Source organism: Burkholderia sp. 4M9327F10 (assembly GCF_005503145.1).
Lineage (GTDB): Bacteria > Pseudomonadota > Gammaproteobacteria > Burkholderiales > Burkholderiaceae > Paraburkholderia.
Genome location: NZ_SCNV01000044.1, coordinates 52,799 through 70,224, shown reverse-complemented (window position 1 = coordinate 70,224; position 17,426 = coordinate 52,799). Strand labels below are relative to the sequence as shown.

Annotated in this window: 14 protein-coding genes; 12 read left to right on the top strand and 2 right to left on the bottom strand. The window is 57.5% G+C overall.

Going from position 1 to position 17,426, the window contains the following annotated elements:
* The 11 genes from FFS45_RS29860 to FFS45_RS29800 all read left to right on the top strand — a co-directional run.
* The coding region (locus tag FFS45_RS29860) for a carboxyl transferase domain-containing protein (RefSeq protein WP_137958233.1) at positions 1-1,474 on the top strand (1,474 nt) is incomplete at its 5' end.
* A gap of 7 nt (positions 1,475-1,481) precedes the next feature.
* Positions 1,482-2,270 carry an enoyl-CoA hydratase/isomerase family protein gene (locus FFS45_RS29855; RefSeq protein ID WP_137958232.1) on the top strand — a complete coding sequence of 263 codons (789 nt, stop codon included), beginning with the start codon at positions 1,482-1,484 and terminating at the stop codon, positions 2,268-2,270.
* 3 nt (positions 2,271-2,273) lie between these two features.
* Positions 2,274-4,268, top strand: coding sequence for an acetyl/propionyl/methylcrotonyl-CoA carboxylase subunit alpha (locus FFS45_RS29850; RefSeq protein WP_137958231.1), 1,995 nt, complete (start codon positions 2,274-2,276; stop codon positions 4,266-4,268).
* Positions 4,269-4,406: 138 nt separating this feature from the next.
* A complete protein-coding gene (locus FFS45_RS29845) occupies positions 4,407-5,315 on the top strand; it encodes a hydroxymethylglutaryl-CoA lyase (protein ID WP_137958230.1) in 909 nt (302 codons plus the stop codon).
* Positions 5,316-5,337: 22 nt separating this feature from the next.
* Complete coding sequence (locus tag FFS45_RS29840; protein WP_137958238.1) at positions 5,338-6,012, top strand: glutathione S-transferase family protein; 675 nt, start codon at positions 5,338-5,340, stop codon at positions 6,010-6,012.
* Positions 6,013-6,045: 33 nt separating this feature from the next.
* Entirely contained in the window at positions 6,046-6,267 is a 222-nt protein-coding gene (locus FFS45_RS29835; protein ID WP_137958229.1) for a hypothetical protein, read from the top strand.
* A gap of 467 nt (positions 6,268-6,734) precedes the next feature.
* Complete coding sequence (gene bioB, locus FFS45_RS29830; protein WP_249362989.1) at positions 6,735-7,718, top strand: biotin synthase BioB; 984 nt, start codon at positions 6,735-6,737, stop codon at positions 7,716-7,718.
* A complete protein-coding gene (locus tag FFS45_RS29825) occupies positions 7,715-8,971 on the top strand; it encodes a cytochrome P450 (RefSeq protein ID WP_137958227.1) in 1,257 nt (418 codons plus the stop codon). The genes bioB and FFS45_RS29825 overlap by 4 nt, the downstream gene beginning before the upstream one ends.
* A 1,237-nt stretch (positions 8,972-10,208) precedes the next feature.
* Complete coding sequence (bktB, locus tag FFS45_RS29815; RefSeq protein ID WP_137958225.1) at positions 10,209-11,393, top strand: beta-ketothiolase BktB; 1,185 nt, start codon at positions 10,209-10,211, stop codon at positions 11,391-11,393.
* A gap of 138 nt (positions 11,394-11,531) precedes the next feature.
* Positions 11,532-11,759: a hypothetical protein gene (locus tag FFS45_RS29810; protein ID WP_137958224.1), complete on the top strand. Its 228-nt coding sequence runs from the start codon at positions 11,532-11,534 to the stop codon at positions 11,757-11,759.
* A 974-nt stretch (positions 11,760-12,733) separates the two neighbouring features.
* The gene (locus FFS45_RS29800) at positions 12,734-13,654 is read left to right on the top strand and encodes an HTH-type transcriptional regulator ArgP (protein WP_249362984.1); all 921 of its coding nucleotides are present in this window, start codon (positions 12,734-12,736) and stop codon (positions 13,652-13,654) included.
* Between the two features lie 856 nt (positions 13,655-14,510).
* On the opposite strand, the gene FFS45_RS29795 is transcribed toward FFS45_RS29800, so the two are convergent.
* Both FFS45_RS29795 and FFS45_RS29790 read right to left on the bottom strand, forming a co-directional pair.
* Positions 14,511-15,779, bottom strand: a complete 1,269-nt coding sequence (locus FFS45_RS29795) for a hypothetical protein (RefSeq protein WP_137958222.1) — start codon at positions 15,777-15,779, stop codon at positions 14,511-14,513.
* Positions 15,772-16,644: a fatty acid desaturase gene (locus FFS45_RS29790; protein ID WP_249362983.1), complete on the bottom strand. Its 873-nt coding sequence runs from the start codon at positions 16,642-16,644 to the stop codon at positions 15,772-15,774. The genes FFS45_RS29795 and FFS45_RS29790 overlap by 8 nt, the downstream gene beginning before the upstream one ends.
* Before the next feature lie 284 nt (positions 16,645-16,928).
* Here FFS45_RS29790 and FFS45_RS29785 point away from each other — a divergent pair, with 284 nt between their 5' ends.
* The gene (locus FFS45_RS29785) at positions 16,929-17,327 is read left to right on the top strand and encodes an ACT domain-containing protein (RefSeq protein ID WP_137958220.1); all 399 of its coding nucleotides are present in this window, start codon (positions 16,929-16,931) and stop codon (positions 17,325-17,327) included.
* Positions 17,328-17,426: the final 99 nt, after the last annotated feature.

The window sequence follows — 17,426 nt, the reverse complement described above, 5'->3', positions numbered from 1 at the left end:
CCAGAAGCATGTTGCTCGCGGGAAGCTGTTGCCGCGTGAGCGGATCGAGCAACTGCTCGATCCGGGAACCCCATTTCTGGAGATCGGTCAACTCGCCGCCCTCGGCATGTACGACGATGAAGCGCCTTCGGCCGGTGTCATTGCGGGGATCGGGCGGATCGAAGGCAGAGAATGCATCATCATTGCCAACGACGCGACGGTCAAGGGAGGGACGTATTACCCGATGACCGTCAAGAAGCACCTGCGCGCCCAGGAGATTGCAGAGCAGAACCATCTGCCGTGCATCTACCTCGTCGATTCTGGCGGCGGCTATTTGCCGCGTCAGGATGAAGTGTTTCCTGACCGGGAGCACTTTGGGCGGATCTTCTTCAATCAGGCCAACATGTCGGCGAAGGGCATTCCGCAAATCGCCGTGGTGATGGGTTCGTGCACCGCCGGTGGGGCTTACGTGCCGGCGATGAGCGATGAAACCATCATCGTACGAAACCAGGGGACCATTTTTCTTGCTGGCCCACCGCTTGTGAAAGCTGCGACCGGCGAAGTCGTGGGGGCGGAAGATCTTGGCGGAGGAGATGTCCATACGCGCATCTCAGGCGTCGCGGACCATCTTGCCGAGAATGATCAGCATGCGCTGTTCCTTACTCGACGCATCGTCGCGACCTTTAAACGCCCGGCTAAGCCTTCGACGCTATATGTGCCAGCTGAAGAGCCACTTTACGACCCCAGCGAGATCTATGGTGTCGTACCGGCGGATACGCGAAAGCCGTACGACGTCCACGAGATTATCGCGCGACTTGTGGACGGATCCCGCTTCGACGAGTTCAAGGCACGCTACGGTAGCACGCTGGTGACCGGATTTGCGCGTCTGTACGGAATGCCTCTTGGTATCGTCGCCAACAACGGCGTGTTATTCGGTGAGGCGGCACAGAAGGGCGCGCACTTCATCGAACTGTGCGCGCAGCGCGGCATTCCGCTCCTTTTCCTTCAAAACATCACAGGCTTTATGGTGGGCCGCAAGTACGAGAACGAAGGCATCGCTAAGCATGGCGCGAAGATGGTGACGGCAGTAGCGACGGCACAGGTTCCAAAACTCACTCTGGTGATCGGCGGCAGCTTTGGTGCGGGCAACTACGGTATGTGTGGTCGGGCATACAGCCCGCGCTATATGTGGATGTGGCCGAACGCGCGTATTAGCGTGATGGGTGGCGAACAAGCTGCGTCGGTCCTCGCCACGGTACGCCGTGACAGTATCGAGGCGAAGGGCGGCCAATGGTCTCCGGAGGAAGAAGACCATTTCAAGGCGCCGATTCGCGCTCAGTACGAACGGCAAGGTCACCCGTTCTACGCGACGGCGCGAATGTGGGACGACGGGGTGATCGATCCCGCACAGACACGACGCGTGCTCGGACTGTCGTTGGCGACGACCCTGAACGAGCCCATTCCCCCGATGCGCTTTGGCGTGTTCCGTATGTGAGGACCAAGTGAGCTGGACTACTCTTGAACTTGAATCTCGTGGCCCAGTTGCCTGGGTCTGGATGAATCTTCCTGAGCGCCATAACGCCTTCAATGAGACGTTAATCGCGGAATTGACGGGATTGCTTCAATCGTTAGACACCGATACGTCGGTGCGCGCCATTGTATTGGCGGGCCGAGGCAAAAGCTTTTCTGCTGGAGCCGATCTCAACTGGATGAAGCGCCAGGGTCAGGCGTCAACCGAAGAAAACCTCGCTGACGCTCAGCGTCTTGCAGAGCTTTTTCGGACCGTGTCGGAATGCACGAAGCCGACGATTGCGCGTGTGCACGGTGCCGCGATGGGCGGCGGTATGGGAATCGCGTCTGCGTGTGACATTTGCGTGGCGTCTACCAACGCGATTTTCGCAACGTCGGAAGTACGGCTTGGCTTGGCGCCGGGTGTCATCAGCCCCTATGTCGTACGCGCCATCGGTGAAAGGCAGGCATATCGTTATTTTCAGACCGCCGAGCGAATTTCCGCTGCACGGGCCCGTGAGATCGGCCTTGCACACGAAGTAGCGGAACTGGATCTTCTGGACGATCTGGTGGAGACGACTATCGAATCGCTGCTGGATGGTGGCCCGTTGGCGCAGGCCGCTTCCACTGCGCTGATCCGGCTGGTCGCGAACCGGCCTGTTACCGCCGGTCTCACCGACGACTGCGCGTGCTTCATTGCAGCGCTGCGTTCATCGCCCGAGGCGCAGGAGGGCCTGAGTGCCTTTCTCGAGAAGCGGGCGCCTACATGGAAGGGGCGCTGAAACATGTTCAACAAGATACTGATTGCCAACCGGGGGGAAATCGCCTGCCGGATCATTAAAACGGCAAGGCGTATGGGTGTGTCGACCGTTGCCGTCTATTCGGAAGCGGATGCGGGCGCCCGGCACGTCCGGTTGGCAGACGAGGCAGTGTGTATTGGTCCAGCCGCCGCACGCGAATCCTACCTGGTCATCGAACGCATCATCGGGGCCGCGATGACGACCGGTGCCGACGCAATCCATCCGGGCTACGGGTTCCTGTCGGAGAACGACGAATTTGCTCAGGCTTGCGAACGCGCCGGGATCGTATTCATCGGACCCACGGCGGCAGCCATTCGGGCTATGGGCTCCAAATCGGCCGCCAAGGCGCTGATGGAGAAGGCTGGTGTGCCGCTTACGCCCGGATACCATGGCGAGAACCAAGCCCCCGAGTTCCTGGCCGAACGCGCGGACGAGATCGGCTATCCGGTCTTGATCAAGGCCAGTGCTGGCGGTGGCGGAAAGGGCATGCGTCGCGTCGACCATGCGGAGGAATTCGCAACTGCCCTGGCCTCCTGCAAGCGCGAGGCGATGAACGCTTTCGGGGACGACCAGGTGCTGGTCGAAAAGTATGTGCTGCGGCCGAGGCATATCGAGATCCAGGTCTTTGGCGATATGCACAAGCAATACGTCTATCTGTTCGAGCGTGACTGCTCAGTGCAGCGTCGGCACCAGAAGGTGCTTGAGGAAGCACCGGCTCCGCACATCTCCGCGGAGCAGCGTGCGGCGATGGGACGTGCCGCGATTGACGCAGCCAGCGCGGTCAGCTACGTGGGGGCAGGCACTGTCGAATTCATCGCCAACCAGGATGGCAGCTTCTACTTCATGGAGATGAATACGCGGCTACAGGTAGAGCACCCTGTCACCGAGATGATCAGTGGCGTGGACCTGGTGGAATGGCAGTTGCAAGTCGCTTGCGGCGAGCCATTGCCGCTGACGCAGGAGCAGTTGCGGATCGATGGCCATGCCATCGAGGCGCGCATTTACGCCGAGGATCCGGCGAACGGCTTTCTTCCTTCAACAGGGCGGCTGATTCACCTCGTGCCTCCGCCGGAGTCCGACCATGTGCGCGTAGATACCGGCGTCGAGCAAGGGGACGAAATCACGCCGTACTACGATCCGATGATCGCGAAACTCATCGTCTGGGACCGGGACCGGGATCAGGCGCTGGCCCGCATGCGTAAGGCGCTCGCGCAGTATCGCGTAGTCGGTGTTCAGAACAACGTCGAATTTCTTGCGCGGCTAGTCACCACTCCGGCCTTTGCTGGCGCTGATCTCGATACGGCGCTCATCGAGCGCGAAGCCTCCATCCTGTTTCCGGACGCGCCCGACGTTCCTGATGAGGGTTGGTTGCTTGCCGTGCTGGCGGAATTGCTGCATGAGCACCGGGACGGGCAACGCTACGCGGGCGCGGATTCGGCTTCACCGTGGCGGTCGCTCGATGGCTGGCGCCTCAATGGTCGTGGCCGGCGCACGATGAAACTTCGTCGCGGTGACGATTACCAGACGATTGAAATTGTGCCGTCACATGACGGATGGGAAATGACGATCGCAGCGCGGACAGTCATGACCCGCGGGACGCTGGAAACTAACGGGGCGCTGCATGTGCAAATCGGCGAGCGGCGCTTATCGGCCGCGGTGATCATCTCCGGGGAGCGTCGGCATGTTTTTCTCGAGGGCCGCTATTTCCCGATTTCGCGGGCAGACACGGTAGAGCATGGCGGTCAGGGGGAGGAGGCGGACGGTCAATTGCGCTCCCCAATGCCAGGTCGAATCACGGCTTTGCTTGTGGAGGAGGGTGCTGCAGTGGACAAGGGAACCCCGCTGCTCGTGATGGAGGCAATGAAAATGGAGCATACCATCGCCGCGTCGAAAAACGGCACGGTCAAGGCCTTCCGCTACGCCGTCGGGGATCAGGTGGTAGATGGAGCGACGCTGGTGGACTTTGAGGCTGATGCGTAGCGCCGCCATTGCAGTCTCTCGTTGGGCCCCGATGATTGGCGCCATCAGGCTAGTTCTGGCTGATGGCCTGCAATTGGGGCGATGCAATCGAAGATGAACGAAACGCGTCGACGTGTTGGGCGTGTTCGAGGAGTTGGAATGATGTTCCCGAGTAAGGTCAAGATCGTTGAAGTCGGTCCGCGCGACGGATTGCAGAACGAGAAGGAATGGGTTCCCACCGACGTCAAGATAGAGTTGATCGAACGTCTTGCAGACGCCGGCTTGTCGGCAGTGGAGGCGACCGCCTTCGTTTCGCCGAAATGGGTACCTCAAATGGGCGACAGCACCGAGGTCTTGAAGAGGATTCGACGCAAGCCGAGTGTCAGCTATCCGGTATTGACGCCGAACCTGAAAGGGTTCGAGTCCGCCGTTGAGGCCGGCGCGACCGAGGTCGCTATATTCGGCGCAGCGTCCGAGTCGTTCTCGCAGAAGAACATCCACTGCAGCATCAGTGAGAGCCTGAAGCGTTTCGAACCGGTAATGTCCGCGGCGAGAGCCGCGGGAGTCAAGGTGCGTGGCTACGTTTCCTGCGTCGTTGGCTGCCCGTATGAAGGGAAAGTCGAGCCGCACCGAGTCGCGTGGGTGGCCCTATCTCTCTACGAAATGGGCTGTTATGAAGTCTCCCTCGGCGACACGATCGGTGTGGGGACACCTGCCACCGTTCGGCGGATGCTGGAAATCGTTGCCCGGGACGTGCCGCTTTCGTCGCTTGCAGGTCACTACCACGACACGTATGGCATGGCGATCGCGAACATTTACGCGTCTCTGGGGTTGGGAATGTCGGTTTTCGACAGCTCAATCTCTGGTCTCGGCGGTTGCCCATACGCGAAGGGCGCGTCCGGTAACGTCGCAACGGAAGACCTCGTCTATCTGCTCAATGGCCTCGGAGTTCATACCGGAATTGATCTGGAGCGTCTGGCGACATGCTCGGGCTGGATCAGCAATGCGCTAAGACGCAATCCCAATTCGCGTGTTGCGCAGGCGCTGCTCGTTGGGCGCGACCACTGACACCTCAGATTCTGGAGCAGTCTTGATCAAGCTATATCACTGCATGAGCGCCCGGTCGTTCCGCCCCCTGTGGATGCTGGAGGAACTGGCCGTTCCCTACGAACTCGTGATGCTGCCTTTTCCTCCCAGAGTGCACGATCGCTCCTATCTCGCTGTCAATGCGCTGGGGACAATTCCGTTACTGGTCAACGGTGAAACCCGCATGACCGAGTCAGCCGCAATCTGCCAGTACCTTTGTGCGGTCCATGCGCCGACGCCGTTGCAGCTTGAACCGCACGAGCAGGGATTTGGTGCGTTCCTGAACTACCTCCACTTCGGGGAAGCGACGCTTACGTTTCCTCAAACGCTCGTGTTGCGATATTCCCGCTTTGAGCCGGAGCATCGACGGCAGCCAACGGTAGCGGACGACTATGCGAAGTGGTTTCTGGCAAGGCTGCGGACGCTGGAACCACTGCTCGCCGAGCGCCCGTATCTGTGTGCGGACCGCTTTACGGCCGCAGATGTGTCCGTCGGTTATGCGCTGATGCTTGGCCAGCACTTGGGACTGAGCGCTCGGTTTACGCCTGCAGTGGCAGCGTATTGGGATCGCTTGCAAGAGAGAAACGCGTTTGTCCGCGCATTGCAGGCGCAAGAGGCGGCTGCACTCGAGCAGCAGGTGTCGACGGTCCCGGCTCCGGATACGATCCCGGATCTCTAACCAAGGCTCAAGCAACCGGCCAATCGTGCTTATTTGCCTCGGACAACGCTTTTTTCTTGCGCGAAGTCACTTCAACCGGAACGAGTAAACCGGAGCGGGTCGTCAGTCTCTCGTGGTTATCCGATTGGCGCAAGAGGAGCCATCATCGCTACGAAGGCTGTTTGCGAGCTACAACGCATCAATGGTCACTCTGTTCTTTTGACGATTCGTATTGTGGGCAGTCAAGGCATTGCGGCGATCTTCGAGCGCGTTTAACGCACACGCGATTCCATGCAACTAGAGAGCGCATGCATCGTCGTCGCCCAAGGAGGTGGCACATGTCGCTCTACGCTGTGTCGATGATCGAACATCTGCGAACAGCCTTGGCTGCCATCAAGGGGAAGCAATAGTGACTCGACGGGAAATTCTGAGGTCGGCGTAGGAGATTCAGCTTCTTATGGTCAGTAGAAGTGGTGAGGGTATCGCATTGGTCCAGATTTTGTCAGGTTTGCGACAGCCGGGTATTCGCGACCCGACCACGACGGTGCTGTTACGGGCGGCGCGATTAGGCGTCAGTCCCGGTGTGAGTTTTAGCGACGAAGTTGCAGAGCTGTAGCTCGCTTGTTGATGGGCATTGGCGCCGCGATAGTGCTCTCGAATTCGCGACGAGTATTGCCGCTGAAGAATTACCAACCATGGCAGGTAGCAAAATTGCCTGCCTCAGGAGACTTATCGTGACGGTAATTACTACGATCTCAGCATCGAACTTGAGAAAACGTGCTTTCTCGTCGAAGGCTCGTTGGCGCACAGATGAAATCGAGGCACTCTACGCGCTCCCTTTTACAGATCTATTGTACCGGGCACAGGCGATTCATCGACTGCATTTCGATGCTAACGAAGTTCAGCTTTCTACACTTCTGTCGATAAAGACTGGCGGTTGTGCGGAGGATTGTGGCTATTGCCCCCAGTCGTCACATTTCGACACAGGCGTTGCTGCTACCAAACTGTTGCCACTGGAACAGGTGCTTGACGCCGCAAAATCAGCCAAGGCCCAGGGTGCAACACGTTTTTGTATGGGTGCTGCATGGCGCAGTCCGAAGCAGCGTGACATCGAGCGCGTAAGCGAGATGGTTCGCGGCGTGAAGGCACTCGGGATGGAGACGTGCATGACACTCGGCATGCTCGACATGGGCCAGGCGCATGCACTGAAAGACGCAGGGTTGGATTACTACAATCACAACATTGATACCGCGCCGGAATTCTACGGACGCGTCATCAGCACGCGCACATACCAGGACCGACTCGAGACGCTGGAAAAGGTACGTGAAGCCGGCCTCCGTGTCTGCTGCGGAGGAATTGTCGGGTTAGGTGAGGGGCGGACGCAGCGTGCCGGACTCATTGCTCAATTGGCGAATCTCGAGCCATACCCGGAATCAGTGCCAATCAATAACCTGGTCCAGGTCGAGGGCACCCCGTTAGCCGGCATTGAGGCTATCGACCGGTTCGAGTTCGTACGCACAATTGCGGTGGCGCGGATCACAATGCCCAAGGCGATGGTGCGCCTTTCGGCTGGGCGGGAGCAAATGGACGACTCGTCGCAGGCGCTTTGCTTTCTTGCTGGAGCCAATTCGATCTTCTATGGCGATAAGCTCCTGACCACCGACAATCCTCAGGTAACACGTGATCAGGACCTCCTGACGCGGCTTGGAATGAGGACGCAAAAATGAACTCATCGGACTGGCGGCCGCGGTTCACCAATGAAGCATTTTTCGCAGATCCGTATGCGATCTATGATGCGCTCCGTGAGGCAACTCCCATCTTTTGGAGTGGTGAATTCTACGGCGGCGGATGGATACTGACACGCTATGAAGACGTGGAGGCAATGCTGCGCGACCCAAGGTTCTCTGCTCGACGGACAGGGCGCTGGATTACCGGACTCGGAAGCGATGCGAAGAATGAGTTGCAGGATTTCCAGCGATTGTTTTCCAGAGCGATGTTATTTTTGGATGCGCCGGACCATCAGCGGATGCGCGAAGTGCTCAACGCAGGGTTTCGGGGAGAGGTGATGGGTCACGCGCGATCGTTGATTGCGTCACAAGTCGAGGAGCTCATCGACGGCATTGACTCGCGAAATGCATTCGACTTCGTGGAGCGTGTCGCGCGTCCACTTCCCGCGCTCGTCATCGCGGGCATGATGGGCGTCGACGCGCGAGACATGAACGACTTTATTGCATGGTCAAACGATCTTGCTGAGTTCATTGGTGCGCCGAAGCCGACAATGGCTCAGGCTCGGCGGGCAAGAGCAAGCCTGCTAGCGATGAGTCGTTACTTCGAGGGGCGAATAGCGCAATGGGATTCGCCTGCGAACAATCTGGTCGACCATCTTGTCGTGGCCAGCAGGGACGGAAGAATAGCCGGCGGGACTGAGGTACTCGCGCAATGCGCGATGCTTCTCTTTGCTGGACATGAGACTTCCCGGCACTTCCTTGCCAACAGTCTCTATCATCTGCTCGCTTATAGCGAGATTTGGGAATTGCTACGCGAGGAGCCACGTCGCGTGTCTGCTGCAGTTAGAGAACTGCTGCGCTTCGATAGTCCCGTGCAGTATACGGCGCGACGCCTGGCCGTAGATATGTCGTTGCATGGTCAAGACTGTCGCCGGGGTGATCTGGTTATTGGTTTAATCGGTTCGGCAAACAGGGACCCCCGTCGATACCAGAATCCGCAGCGACTCGACATCTCGAGGAAACCGGGCCAACTCCTCGCATTTGGTTCTGGGCCGCACGTCTGCATTGGTGCCGGGCTGGCTCTCGCAGAAGGGGAAATCGTCATTAATAGTGTCTTGCGCCAATGGCCGGGATTGCGGTTGGCGCAAACGGGAACGGTCTGGAATCGGAATCCGGTCTATCGTGGATTGTCGGAGCTGATGGTTATTCAATCACCCACTGACCATGCGCATTCAAACGTACAGGCGAGATAGTGAAATAGCTGAGTATGAGATTCTCAGCGCAGATCGTACAGTCGATCAGAGCGGCAACGACGATACGGGCAATGCACATTGAACGGATCAGAAAAGAATTGATTCCCCGATCTAGGCGATTGCTGGGACACTTGTATCGAGAGTATGGAGAAGGGGATGGCGAGTACAGGAAGGTCGCTAAGGACGATGGTTCAGGATTGGTTGGCGCCGGACCCTACGAGGGGATTTCGAGTTAGCCACTACGGACGATCGAGAAGCGGACGTTACGTCTGTGTCGTCGCAGATAACGGAGCCGGCCCGTTGGCTATGTTCTTTTATCGTCACCGTGATGGAAGATGGTGCATCTATCCGCCCGAACCCGAAAGGCCAGTTATGCGGGTCCCGGAATTTGTCCCAGAACTCAACCCACCAGATCAACACGGGGAGCCGTAAATCGACTTGTCCTCAGTCCCCTTCATAGGGGTCCGTTTGGACCGGGCAAGAAAAGGATTCATTCATCCGTTTCATTTTTTGACGCAAATAGACTTTACGTTGAAGGATTCCTGTACATAGCGCTATTACGTGACAGCCTTGCTAACTCTGGAGATCATCGAGATTGGCATTGCGGTTGCGTGACGTAGGTCGTGTCGCTAATATCCACCTAAGGACGAATTCTTGAATGAATTTTTTTTGGATCTTGCTTGCCTTACCTGAACAAACTCGGTCCGTCAGATCTGACGCAATTGCAAGTGGATCAATCCGCCCGTCACCGCTTACATGCTGACCGGTGACGACGGTGTTCCGTTTTCCGCACATCCAGGCTGGCGCCGAAGCAACAGCCAACGTCAGCTCCGTTTGGGCAGGCAAAGGCTCGCTCGTAATTGAGGTGCAACTTGGAGCGCGAGAAAATAACAGGCAGATTCTTAAAGGCGGTATGCCGCTGGAGGCCCACGGATTTTTTCGGGCTCGTACGTCTGCTTGCGGCGGCCGTCGTCTTCGCATATGGCATATTTTTCGTCTTCAAAGACGCCTTGGAGATCGTGCTGAAAGTTGTGTCGTGTAGTTGATTTTTCTCTGACTTCTAATGCGAGCGCACGATGCTCGACATGAACTCTAGCGTTTGATACATCCTTGCAATCTTTCCCGCTCAACTCCAAGCGAGACGGGAAACTATAAAAACCGTTGGCCCGGCAATGTCACTTGAGGTGGGCGAAAGCGCCGCGTGACATCCATACAGACAAATCAGAGGAGCAAAGCGATGCAACGTGAAGTGGTGGTAGTGAGTGGCGTACGCACGGCAATCGGTGACTTCGGCGGCAGCCTGAAAGACTTCGCACCGACGGATCTTGGCGCGCGCGTCGTCCGCGAAGCATTGTCGCGTGCGGACGTCGGCGGAGAAGACGTCGGCCATGTCGTGTTCGGCAACGTGATCCACACAGAGCCGAGAGACATGTATCTCGCGCGCGTGGCGGCGCTCAACGGCGGCGTCGCGCAGCATGCGCCCGCGTTGACCGTGAACCGGCTATGCGGCTCGGGCCTGCAGGCTATCGTTTCGGCGGCACAGACCGTTTTACTCGGCGACGCGGACATCGCGATCGGCGGCGGCGCGGAAAGCATGAGCCGCGCGCCGTACAGCATGCCGTCGGCGCGTTTCGGCCAGCGCATGGGCAACGCGAGCATCGTCGACATGATGCTCGGCGCGCTGCACGACCCATTCCAGGCGATCCACATGGGCGTGACGGCCGAAAACGTCGCGAAAAAATACGAGATCTCGCGCGACACGCAAGACGCGCTCGCGCTCGAATCGCATCGACGCGCCGCAAAGGCGATCGAAGCCGGCTACTTCAAGGAACAGATTCTCCCGATCACGATCGCGTCGAAGAAGGGCGATACCGTCTTCGACACGGACGAGCACGTCCGCATGAACGCGACGGTCGACGACTTCTCGAAGCTGAAGCCCGTATTCGCGAAGGAGAACGGCTCGGTGACGGCGGGCAACGCTTCGGGCATCAACGACGCGGCGGCAGCTGTCGTGCTGATGGAGCGCAGCGTCGCCGAGAAGCGCGGCGCGAAGCCGCTCGGCCGGCTGGTCGCCTATGCGCATGCGGGCGTCGATCCGAATTACATGGGCATCGGTCCCGTGCCTGCAACGCAAAAGGTGCTGGAGCGTGCCGGACTGAAGATCGGCGATCTCGACGTGATCGAAGCCAACGAGGCCTTCGCCGCTCAGGCCTGCGCAGTCAGCAAGGAGCTCGGCCTCGATCCCGCGAAGGTGAACCCGAACGGCTCGGGCATTTCGCTCGGCCACCCGATCGGCGCGACGGGCGCGCTGATTACCGTGAAGGCGCTGTACGAGCTGCAGCGCATCGGCGGCCGCTATGCGCTCGTGACGATGTGCATCGGTGGCGGCCAGGGCATTGCTGCGATTTTCGAGCGAATTTGATTGGAGTTGCGAAACATGACTGTCATTGGTACGGCGCCCAGCCGTCGACGGCAGTCGCCGTCGTGTCACACGGGAATTTCTTTGGAAGACGCACTGAGAAGCACCAACGCTCAGCGCGCAATCGTTAGGAAAAGCGGAATGAAGCTCCAAAAGATACACCTTGCCTCGCATGCCTGTGATCATCCGTTACCAATCGGAACACTGGATGACTGGGTCCGTGAATGGCATCAGTCAGCCATTGCAGCACGCTTTATCGTGCCGTCATACGATGCAGACGAAGCGACTATTCTGCTGCTCAAAGACTATTACTATTGCGGTCTTTTGCCAGCCGAAGCGGTGTTCGCAATGTTTGCTCAGAAGCACTGAGTGGACCCGTCCTTGCGCTTGCGGCTCAGTTGCGTCATGACCTCGAGCAGAATTGGAATCAGTGCGTTCAGTACTGGAACTCTCGCATCTGCGGGGTTATAAAAAAACTTTTTGAAATCAATGCCTATCTCTTTGACCCCATCTTTGCTGTATCGCGTTTGGACGCTCATATTGAGCGTCTCGAAACGCACTCAGTCCGTTGCTACGCTGCAAACGAGGGATGCGGGCTGTCAATAACGTTAAGACTGAACTTGTATGGAACATATAGCGAGCGAAAGACAGTTGTGTGATGACGATCATGAGGCAAGCGGGCGGATGCAAGCCCGATTGCAGAGCGACAGGAGTGAGGAGGCGTCCCGTCCAGTCTCGACTTGGTCGTGGGCTACGATGAACTCTCACTATGACTGGATGGACTGGCATGCGCCGTTTGCTAGCGATGGCTAACGGTTGACCGAGGGTCTCGTTCTTCTTTCTGGTTAGGTACCTGCGGAGGCTCGATTTGACTGTCGCGCATTTTGTGTGGTGCAAATATAACCACCGAGGCGGCGCATTTGGTCTCAAAAAGTTTTTCGAGACGCACGTTGCGTGGGATCGTGATTGCTACCGCGGGTGGACAATTGCTGGGATCGGGCGCATTGAAAGTAGAGGGCGCATCACTATTGCCAACGATATGACGGTCAAGGGTGGAACGTATTATCCGATGACCGTCAAGGCGCACCTGCGCGCTTAGGAGATCTACGAAGGCTATGCAGGAGATGCAACAAATCAACCGTCGCTAAGACCTCGTGACGATGTGTATTGAAGGCGATCAAGGCGCCGTGGATCTTCGAGCGCGTTTAGCGCACACGCGATCCCATGGAGCGAGAGGTACAAAGAAAACCAACGCTGGCTTATTGTGCTCTGTTTGATGGACTCGATTGCTGTATTTGACTACTTAACGGCCAAATTTTTTCCTGATGCGGTCGTGATTTTTGATGGGCGTGGTTAATATCATGATCTTCGATCGACAGCAGCTGGAAACATTCTCGGTTGTAGTGGAGTTGCGAAAATTCGATAGCGCTGCCAAAGCGTTGCATGTCACTCGGGGGGCAGTTTCGCAACGAATCATCGCGTTAGAGCAAGCCTTGGGGACGCCGGTGCTAGTGCGCGATGGAAACGTGCCGACGCCTGCGGGCGAAGCAGTCCTTCGACACGTCCGGACCCTCAAGCTGATGGAAGCAGACACGCTAAATCAAATCAAGCCCGATACCAACGGGCGAACGAATATCGCGGTCGCGGTCAATGCAGACTCGCTGGCAACTTGGTTTGAACCGGTTGCCTGTACGATTGCCAAGGAGAACTTTGCACTTGAACTCATAGTTGACGATCAGGATTTCACCCTGCCAGTGTTAATACGCGGCGAAGCGATTGGCGGTGTTTCCACGGCAAGCAACGCACCAACTGGATTTGTGGCGGAGACTATTGGTGCGATGGAGTACGAGTGCGTGGCTACACCATCATTTTGTGAGGCACATTTTTCTCAAGGGCTCAATCTGCACGATATCCTAGTTGCACCTGCCGTGCTTTTTAATCGCAAGGACGGCTTACATGCGGAATTCCTTGAGAGGCTCCTTGGATTTCCTGTAAGAGGCTATGCAGTGCATTATTTTCCGTCTCCTGTGGCGTTGCTAATGGCGGTTCGGGCTGGCGTGGGATATGGTCTGGTACCGTCCATGCAGGTTCAGCCGCTTATTGACTCAGGTGAGCTAGTCGCCCTAGCACCGCGCAGCAGAGTTTTCGTCAATCTGTATTGGCATCATTGGGAGAATGCGCCACCCAATGCAAAGCGGATCAGCGAAATTGTGATGCAATATGCACGTCAGGCATTAATTCAATCACCTGAAGAGCTGATGTGAGAGCTGTAGAGGACTAAGTGTGGGAGGTCGTTCGGCTGCGCGACGCTGGCAACTGGTTGAACTCCCCGGATGTTGCATTGATATGAGGCAGAGGTGCTAACGCAACCATGAGTGAGAGTGGAGCGAGAAGAGAAACATAGTTGCTTCTGGCAATTTCTGCGGCATCCGTTCAGTGGAGCACGTAGCAAGGCGTTGCGATGCCGCATACGGTAGCCATTGATGTACTGACAGCTTGCTCTGTGCAGCTGAAACACTTGTTGGCGAGTTAGGCCGTTCAAGGGGACGCTTCTATGACTGGGACTAGGAGTTCTCCGTCTAGGAGGAGCAGCAAACTGGCTCCCGAGAGCTCCGCGGTATCGCCTTCACGATCGAGAACGATCGCATGTCGAAGTCTTTTTCTTTGGTGGTGTCCAGCACGCGATACGAGTTCGGATAGAGACAGGTAGTCTTTGCGTCCGTCGGCGCGCTTCGCAGGTGCGCACGCCGGAATTCGGTAGCGCACACGGAGAGGCCAGGCTAAGCTGCCGGCATTGGATGCTCTTGCAGCGTGACCGTCAGTTCGACGGCATCAGTCTTGGTCAGGAAGAAGTCTCGCGTTTTGTGGAGCATCGCTCTGATGTGCAGCGAAGCGCTCGAGCTTATTCAGACAAATATCCCCTATGCTCTCCCATGGGACTTCAGTGTGCATGCTACCCGCTGGGCAGATCGCTGACGCATCGACCGACGGTGTCTTTGCTAGTGCTGACGACAGGCGATTGGATCTTCAAGGCGGTCGGAATCCGACATGAACCAGGCTTGCGTGATGGCAGACTGGAATAGCACGCATCGTGTTGGCCGAGCGCAATCCAACTGACCTTCAGGAGTCCGTGATTCGCTCGTTTCCCCGGCAGACAGTTGAACGGCGCCAAAGCAGTATGGAAATCAGGAGTAAAGGAAGAAAGTAAACGGTCAGCGGATTGGTTTCCGGGATTGTCGTCAGCCCTGTCCACTTCACGAAGTAGATCGCGATTGCCATGCTGCATCCGATCGCCAATGTCGCGTTGGCCCACCTGTCGGAAATGCGGCGGTTGAGCAATGCAAATCCCACGAGTGGCCCGACGGCGGTAATGTAGACCATGTTGAGATCGATCATCATGTCGACCAGGCTCTGGCCGCGAATGGAGACGATCGTGCCGAGGGCGATCGGCACGACGCGCGACCAGATTGGCCGTGCGGAGGAGCGCGGGCCAAGGGAGGCCGTGGCATCGGTCATCGCCCGAAGTATTGAACAGCCGGCACCGAGTGCGGTTGTGAGCAATACGACAATGACGAGCGTCCTCGCCGTATTCGCTGAAGGTCCGGAGAGTGTGTGTATCAGCACAACCGGAATGACCTGAACAGGGTCGACGAGATGCTGCAGATGCCAGGCTGGGGAAGCTGCGACGACTGCGGACGCTGGCAGGAAGCCGATCAGGAAAACGCACCCTGCCGCGAGGAGACAACCATTTCGCGCCATCGCCGGCGTGCGCGCCGCTAGCACGAACTGCTGATAATCTGCGCCACAGATGACCATGAGCACGACCGACGCGACCGTGAACCCTGTATGGTCCAGCGTTGTGCCCTGAAGTCCATTCAGAAACTGGATGGGGGCGTGCAGCCACACGTCGAGTCCACCGGTCAGGAACAACGTGCGCACGAGCACGACGTTGCATGCGAACATGCAGATCGCGAACCCTGCGGCAAGCCACGACAGTTGCAATGTCGAAAGACAGATCAATAGGACATCGACGAGCAGGAGTGCGGACGTCGAACCGATGCCGGCCAGGGTGAGTGTCGCTGTTCCACCCCGGATCTGTGCAGCGAGTACGCCGGTCATCCAGACAAGGGAGAGCAGGGCCACTGCGCGGCCAACTGAGGTGCCGTAGATCTGGTCAAGCCTCGTCCAGATGGATTTCCGCGTTATCGAAAGGCCACGTGCACATGCAGCGAGCACAACCAGGCCCAAGGCGCTGGCGATCGCATAGAGACAGCCGACCATTCCTTCATGGAGTGCGAGTTCGCCGGTGCCAAGGAGAAAGCCGGTACCGCAGCTTGTGGATACCAGCAGGCTTGCAATCTGGGCCGATTTCAATGTGCGATCAGACATGGGCCGCTCCCCACTTCGTTACGCTGGATCGACCGCCTTTCACGTAGGTATCGCAGATGATCGCGCGTCGATTGAAACCCGGGATCTGCTTCAGGTGAGCGTTAAATTCGGGCAGGTCGAGGTAGGGAATGTGCGGAAACAGATGGTGTGTCAGGTGATAACCGTTGTGATGCGGATGCAGGATGACCGAACTGAGCCCATGATCCGGAATGTCTCGCGTATACGAAAAAATACCCCCCGGTTCGAGCCCGTAGTGATCGGTCATTTCGCGAAACGTTGTGATGGCATGGAACACCGTTGCGCGCGCGCCGATCCATAGCGTAAAAAATAGCAGCGCGAAATGTGCCCCGCTGATGATGTCAAGCAGTGCTTCGTACACTGCCCACCACACGACAATGGCGAGCTTATGACGCAAGGCGAGGCGTTCGTCGATGAAATGTCCGAAAACCGAGCCAGCCCAGATGGACGGTGTGGTCAGCACGCGCAGATATACGCTGAACCAGTGATCACCGGCGTGCGTGACGCTGGAGAGATAGTCCGGATCGCGAGCCGGGTCGCCGAGTGAACCGTGATGCCAGGCATGCTGGAGACGGTAGAGCGTCAGCTCGTTGAAGAGTGGCGTTGCAAGAAGGGCACAGGTGATCCGGTCGTTTACGGCGCGGCTATTGCTCAGGTTCTGGTGTCCGCCTTCGTGCAGCAGGTTACCCAGCGCCCGCTGGCGGTTGCCGATGACGAAGATCGCAGCGACACTTGCCCAGACCCCGATCCGGTAGGCAAGCCACACGGTAAGGCATATGATTGCCCAGTCCGTGGCGATGTCCGAGAGTGATCGCCACGTTCTGGCGCGCGGGGTTTTCCAGTCCATGCCTGTTGAGTCCAGGGCGGTGTGCATGGCTGTCTGATCGGCAATAACGGATGATGATGCGGGTGATCTCATCGCAGGCTCCTTGTGATTACGTGAAGTCCCCAGTGGTCCCCGATCCTTGAATGCGTATCTGTTCAGTAAAAGCTTTGATCTGATCTTAGGCGGTCGATCCTGTCCGGGCGGCGGCAGTTAGAAATGCTGCCCTGTGTGCAGTATTTTTAAACTCATGAAGCGTGTGCCACTCAGGGAGTGGCATAACGTCACCAACAAGGGAGGGTGGAAAGTTGAGTGAAAAGGACCTTGCTAAGCTGTGTGCGACGCTCAGTCCTGTCGTGGCGGAGGCCACCTACGTTTATTGTTCGTTTCCGGACTTCGCCTTGCCGGCGGGGTTAAGGGTGTTCTGTATCGTGCGCGAACTCGAGGGCCTGACGGCAATCATGGAGCGCGATGAAGCGCTGCGGCTCGGACTTGCCTACATCTACACCGCCCGTCTAATTACCTTGTCAGTTCAATCGAGTCTCGAGGCGGTTGGATTTATCGCGGTGATCAGCCGCAAGCTCGCGGATGCAGGGATCTCGTGCAATGTGATCGCAGGCTATTACCACGATCACATCCTGGTGCCCGTCGACCGGGCCGATGAAGCGATGACGCTGCTGCTCGAAATCGCGAGTCCTGCTGGATAAGGTGTGCATGTCTGTTTTAAAGGACTTGGGCATGAGCCCGATATTTTTTCTGTACGACGATTAGCTTTTATATCTTCAGAGGGCCTTGTCTTGCTGTAT

Bases quoted from the DNA above. Each gene is read 5' to 3' on its own strand.
- FFS45_RS29850 (WP_137958231.1), top strand. From the start codon at position 2,274: ATGTTCAACAAGATACTGATTGCCAACCGGGGGGAAATCGCCTGCCGG.
- FFS45_RS29845 (WP_137958230.1), top strand. From the start codon at position 4,407: ATGATGTTCCCGAGTAAGGTCAAGATCGTTGAAGTCGGTCCGCGCGAC.
- FFS45_RS29825 (WP_137958227.1), top strand. From the start codon at position 7,715: ATGAACTCATCGGACTGGCGGCCGCGGTTCACCAATGAAGCATTTTTC.
- bktB (WP_137958225.1), top strand. From the start codon at position 10,209: ATGCAACGTGAAGTGGTGGTAGTGAGTGGCGTACGCACGGCAATCGGT.
- FFS45_RS29810 (WP_137958224.1), top strand. From the start codon at position 11,532: ATGAAGCTCCAAAAGATACACCTTGCCTCGCATGCCTGTGATCATCCG.
- FFS45_RS29800 (WP_249362984.1), top strand. From the start codon at position 12,734: ATGGGCGTGGTTAATATCATGATCTTCGATCGACAGCAGCTGGAAACA.
- FFS45_RS29795 (WP_137958222.1), bottom strand. From the start codon at position 15,779: ATGTCTGATCGCACATTGAAATCGGCCCAGATTGCAAGCCTGCTGGTA.
- FFS45_RS29790 (WP_249362983.1), bottom strand. From the start codon at position 16,644: ATGGACTGGAAAACCCCGCGCGCCAGAACGTGGCGATCACTCTCGGAC.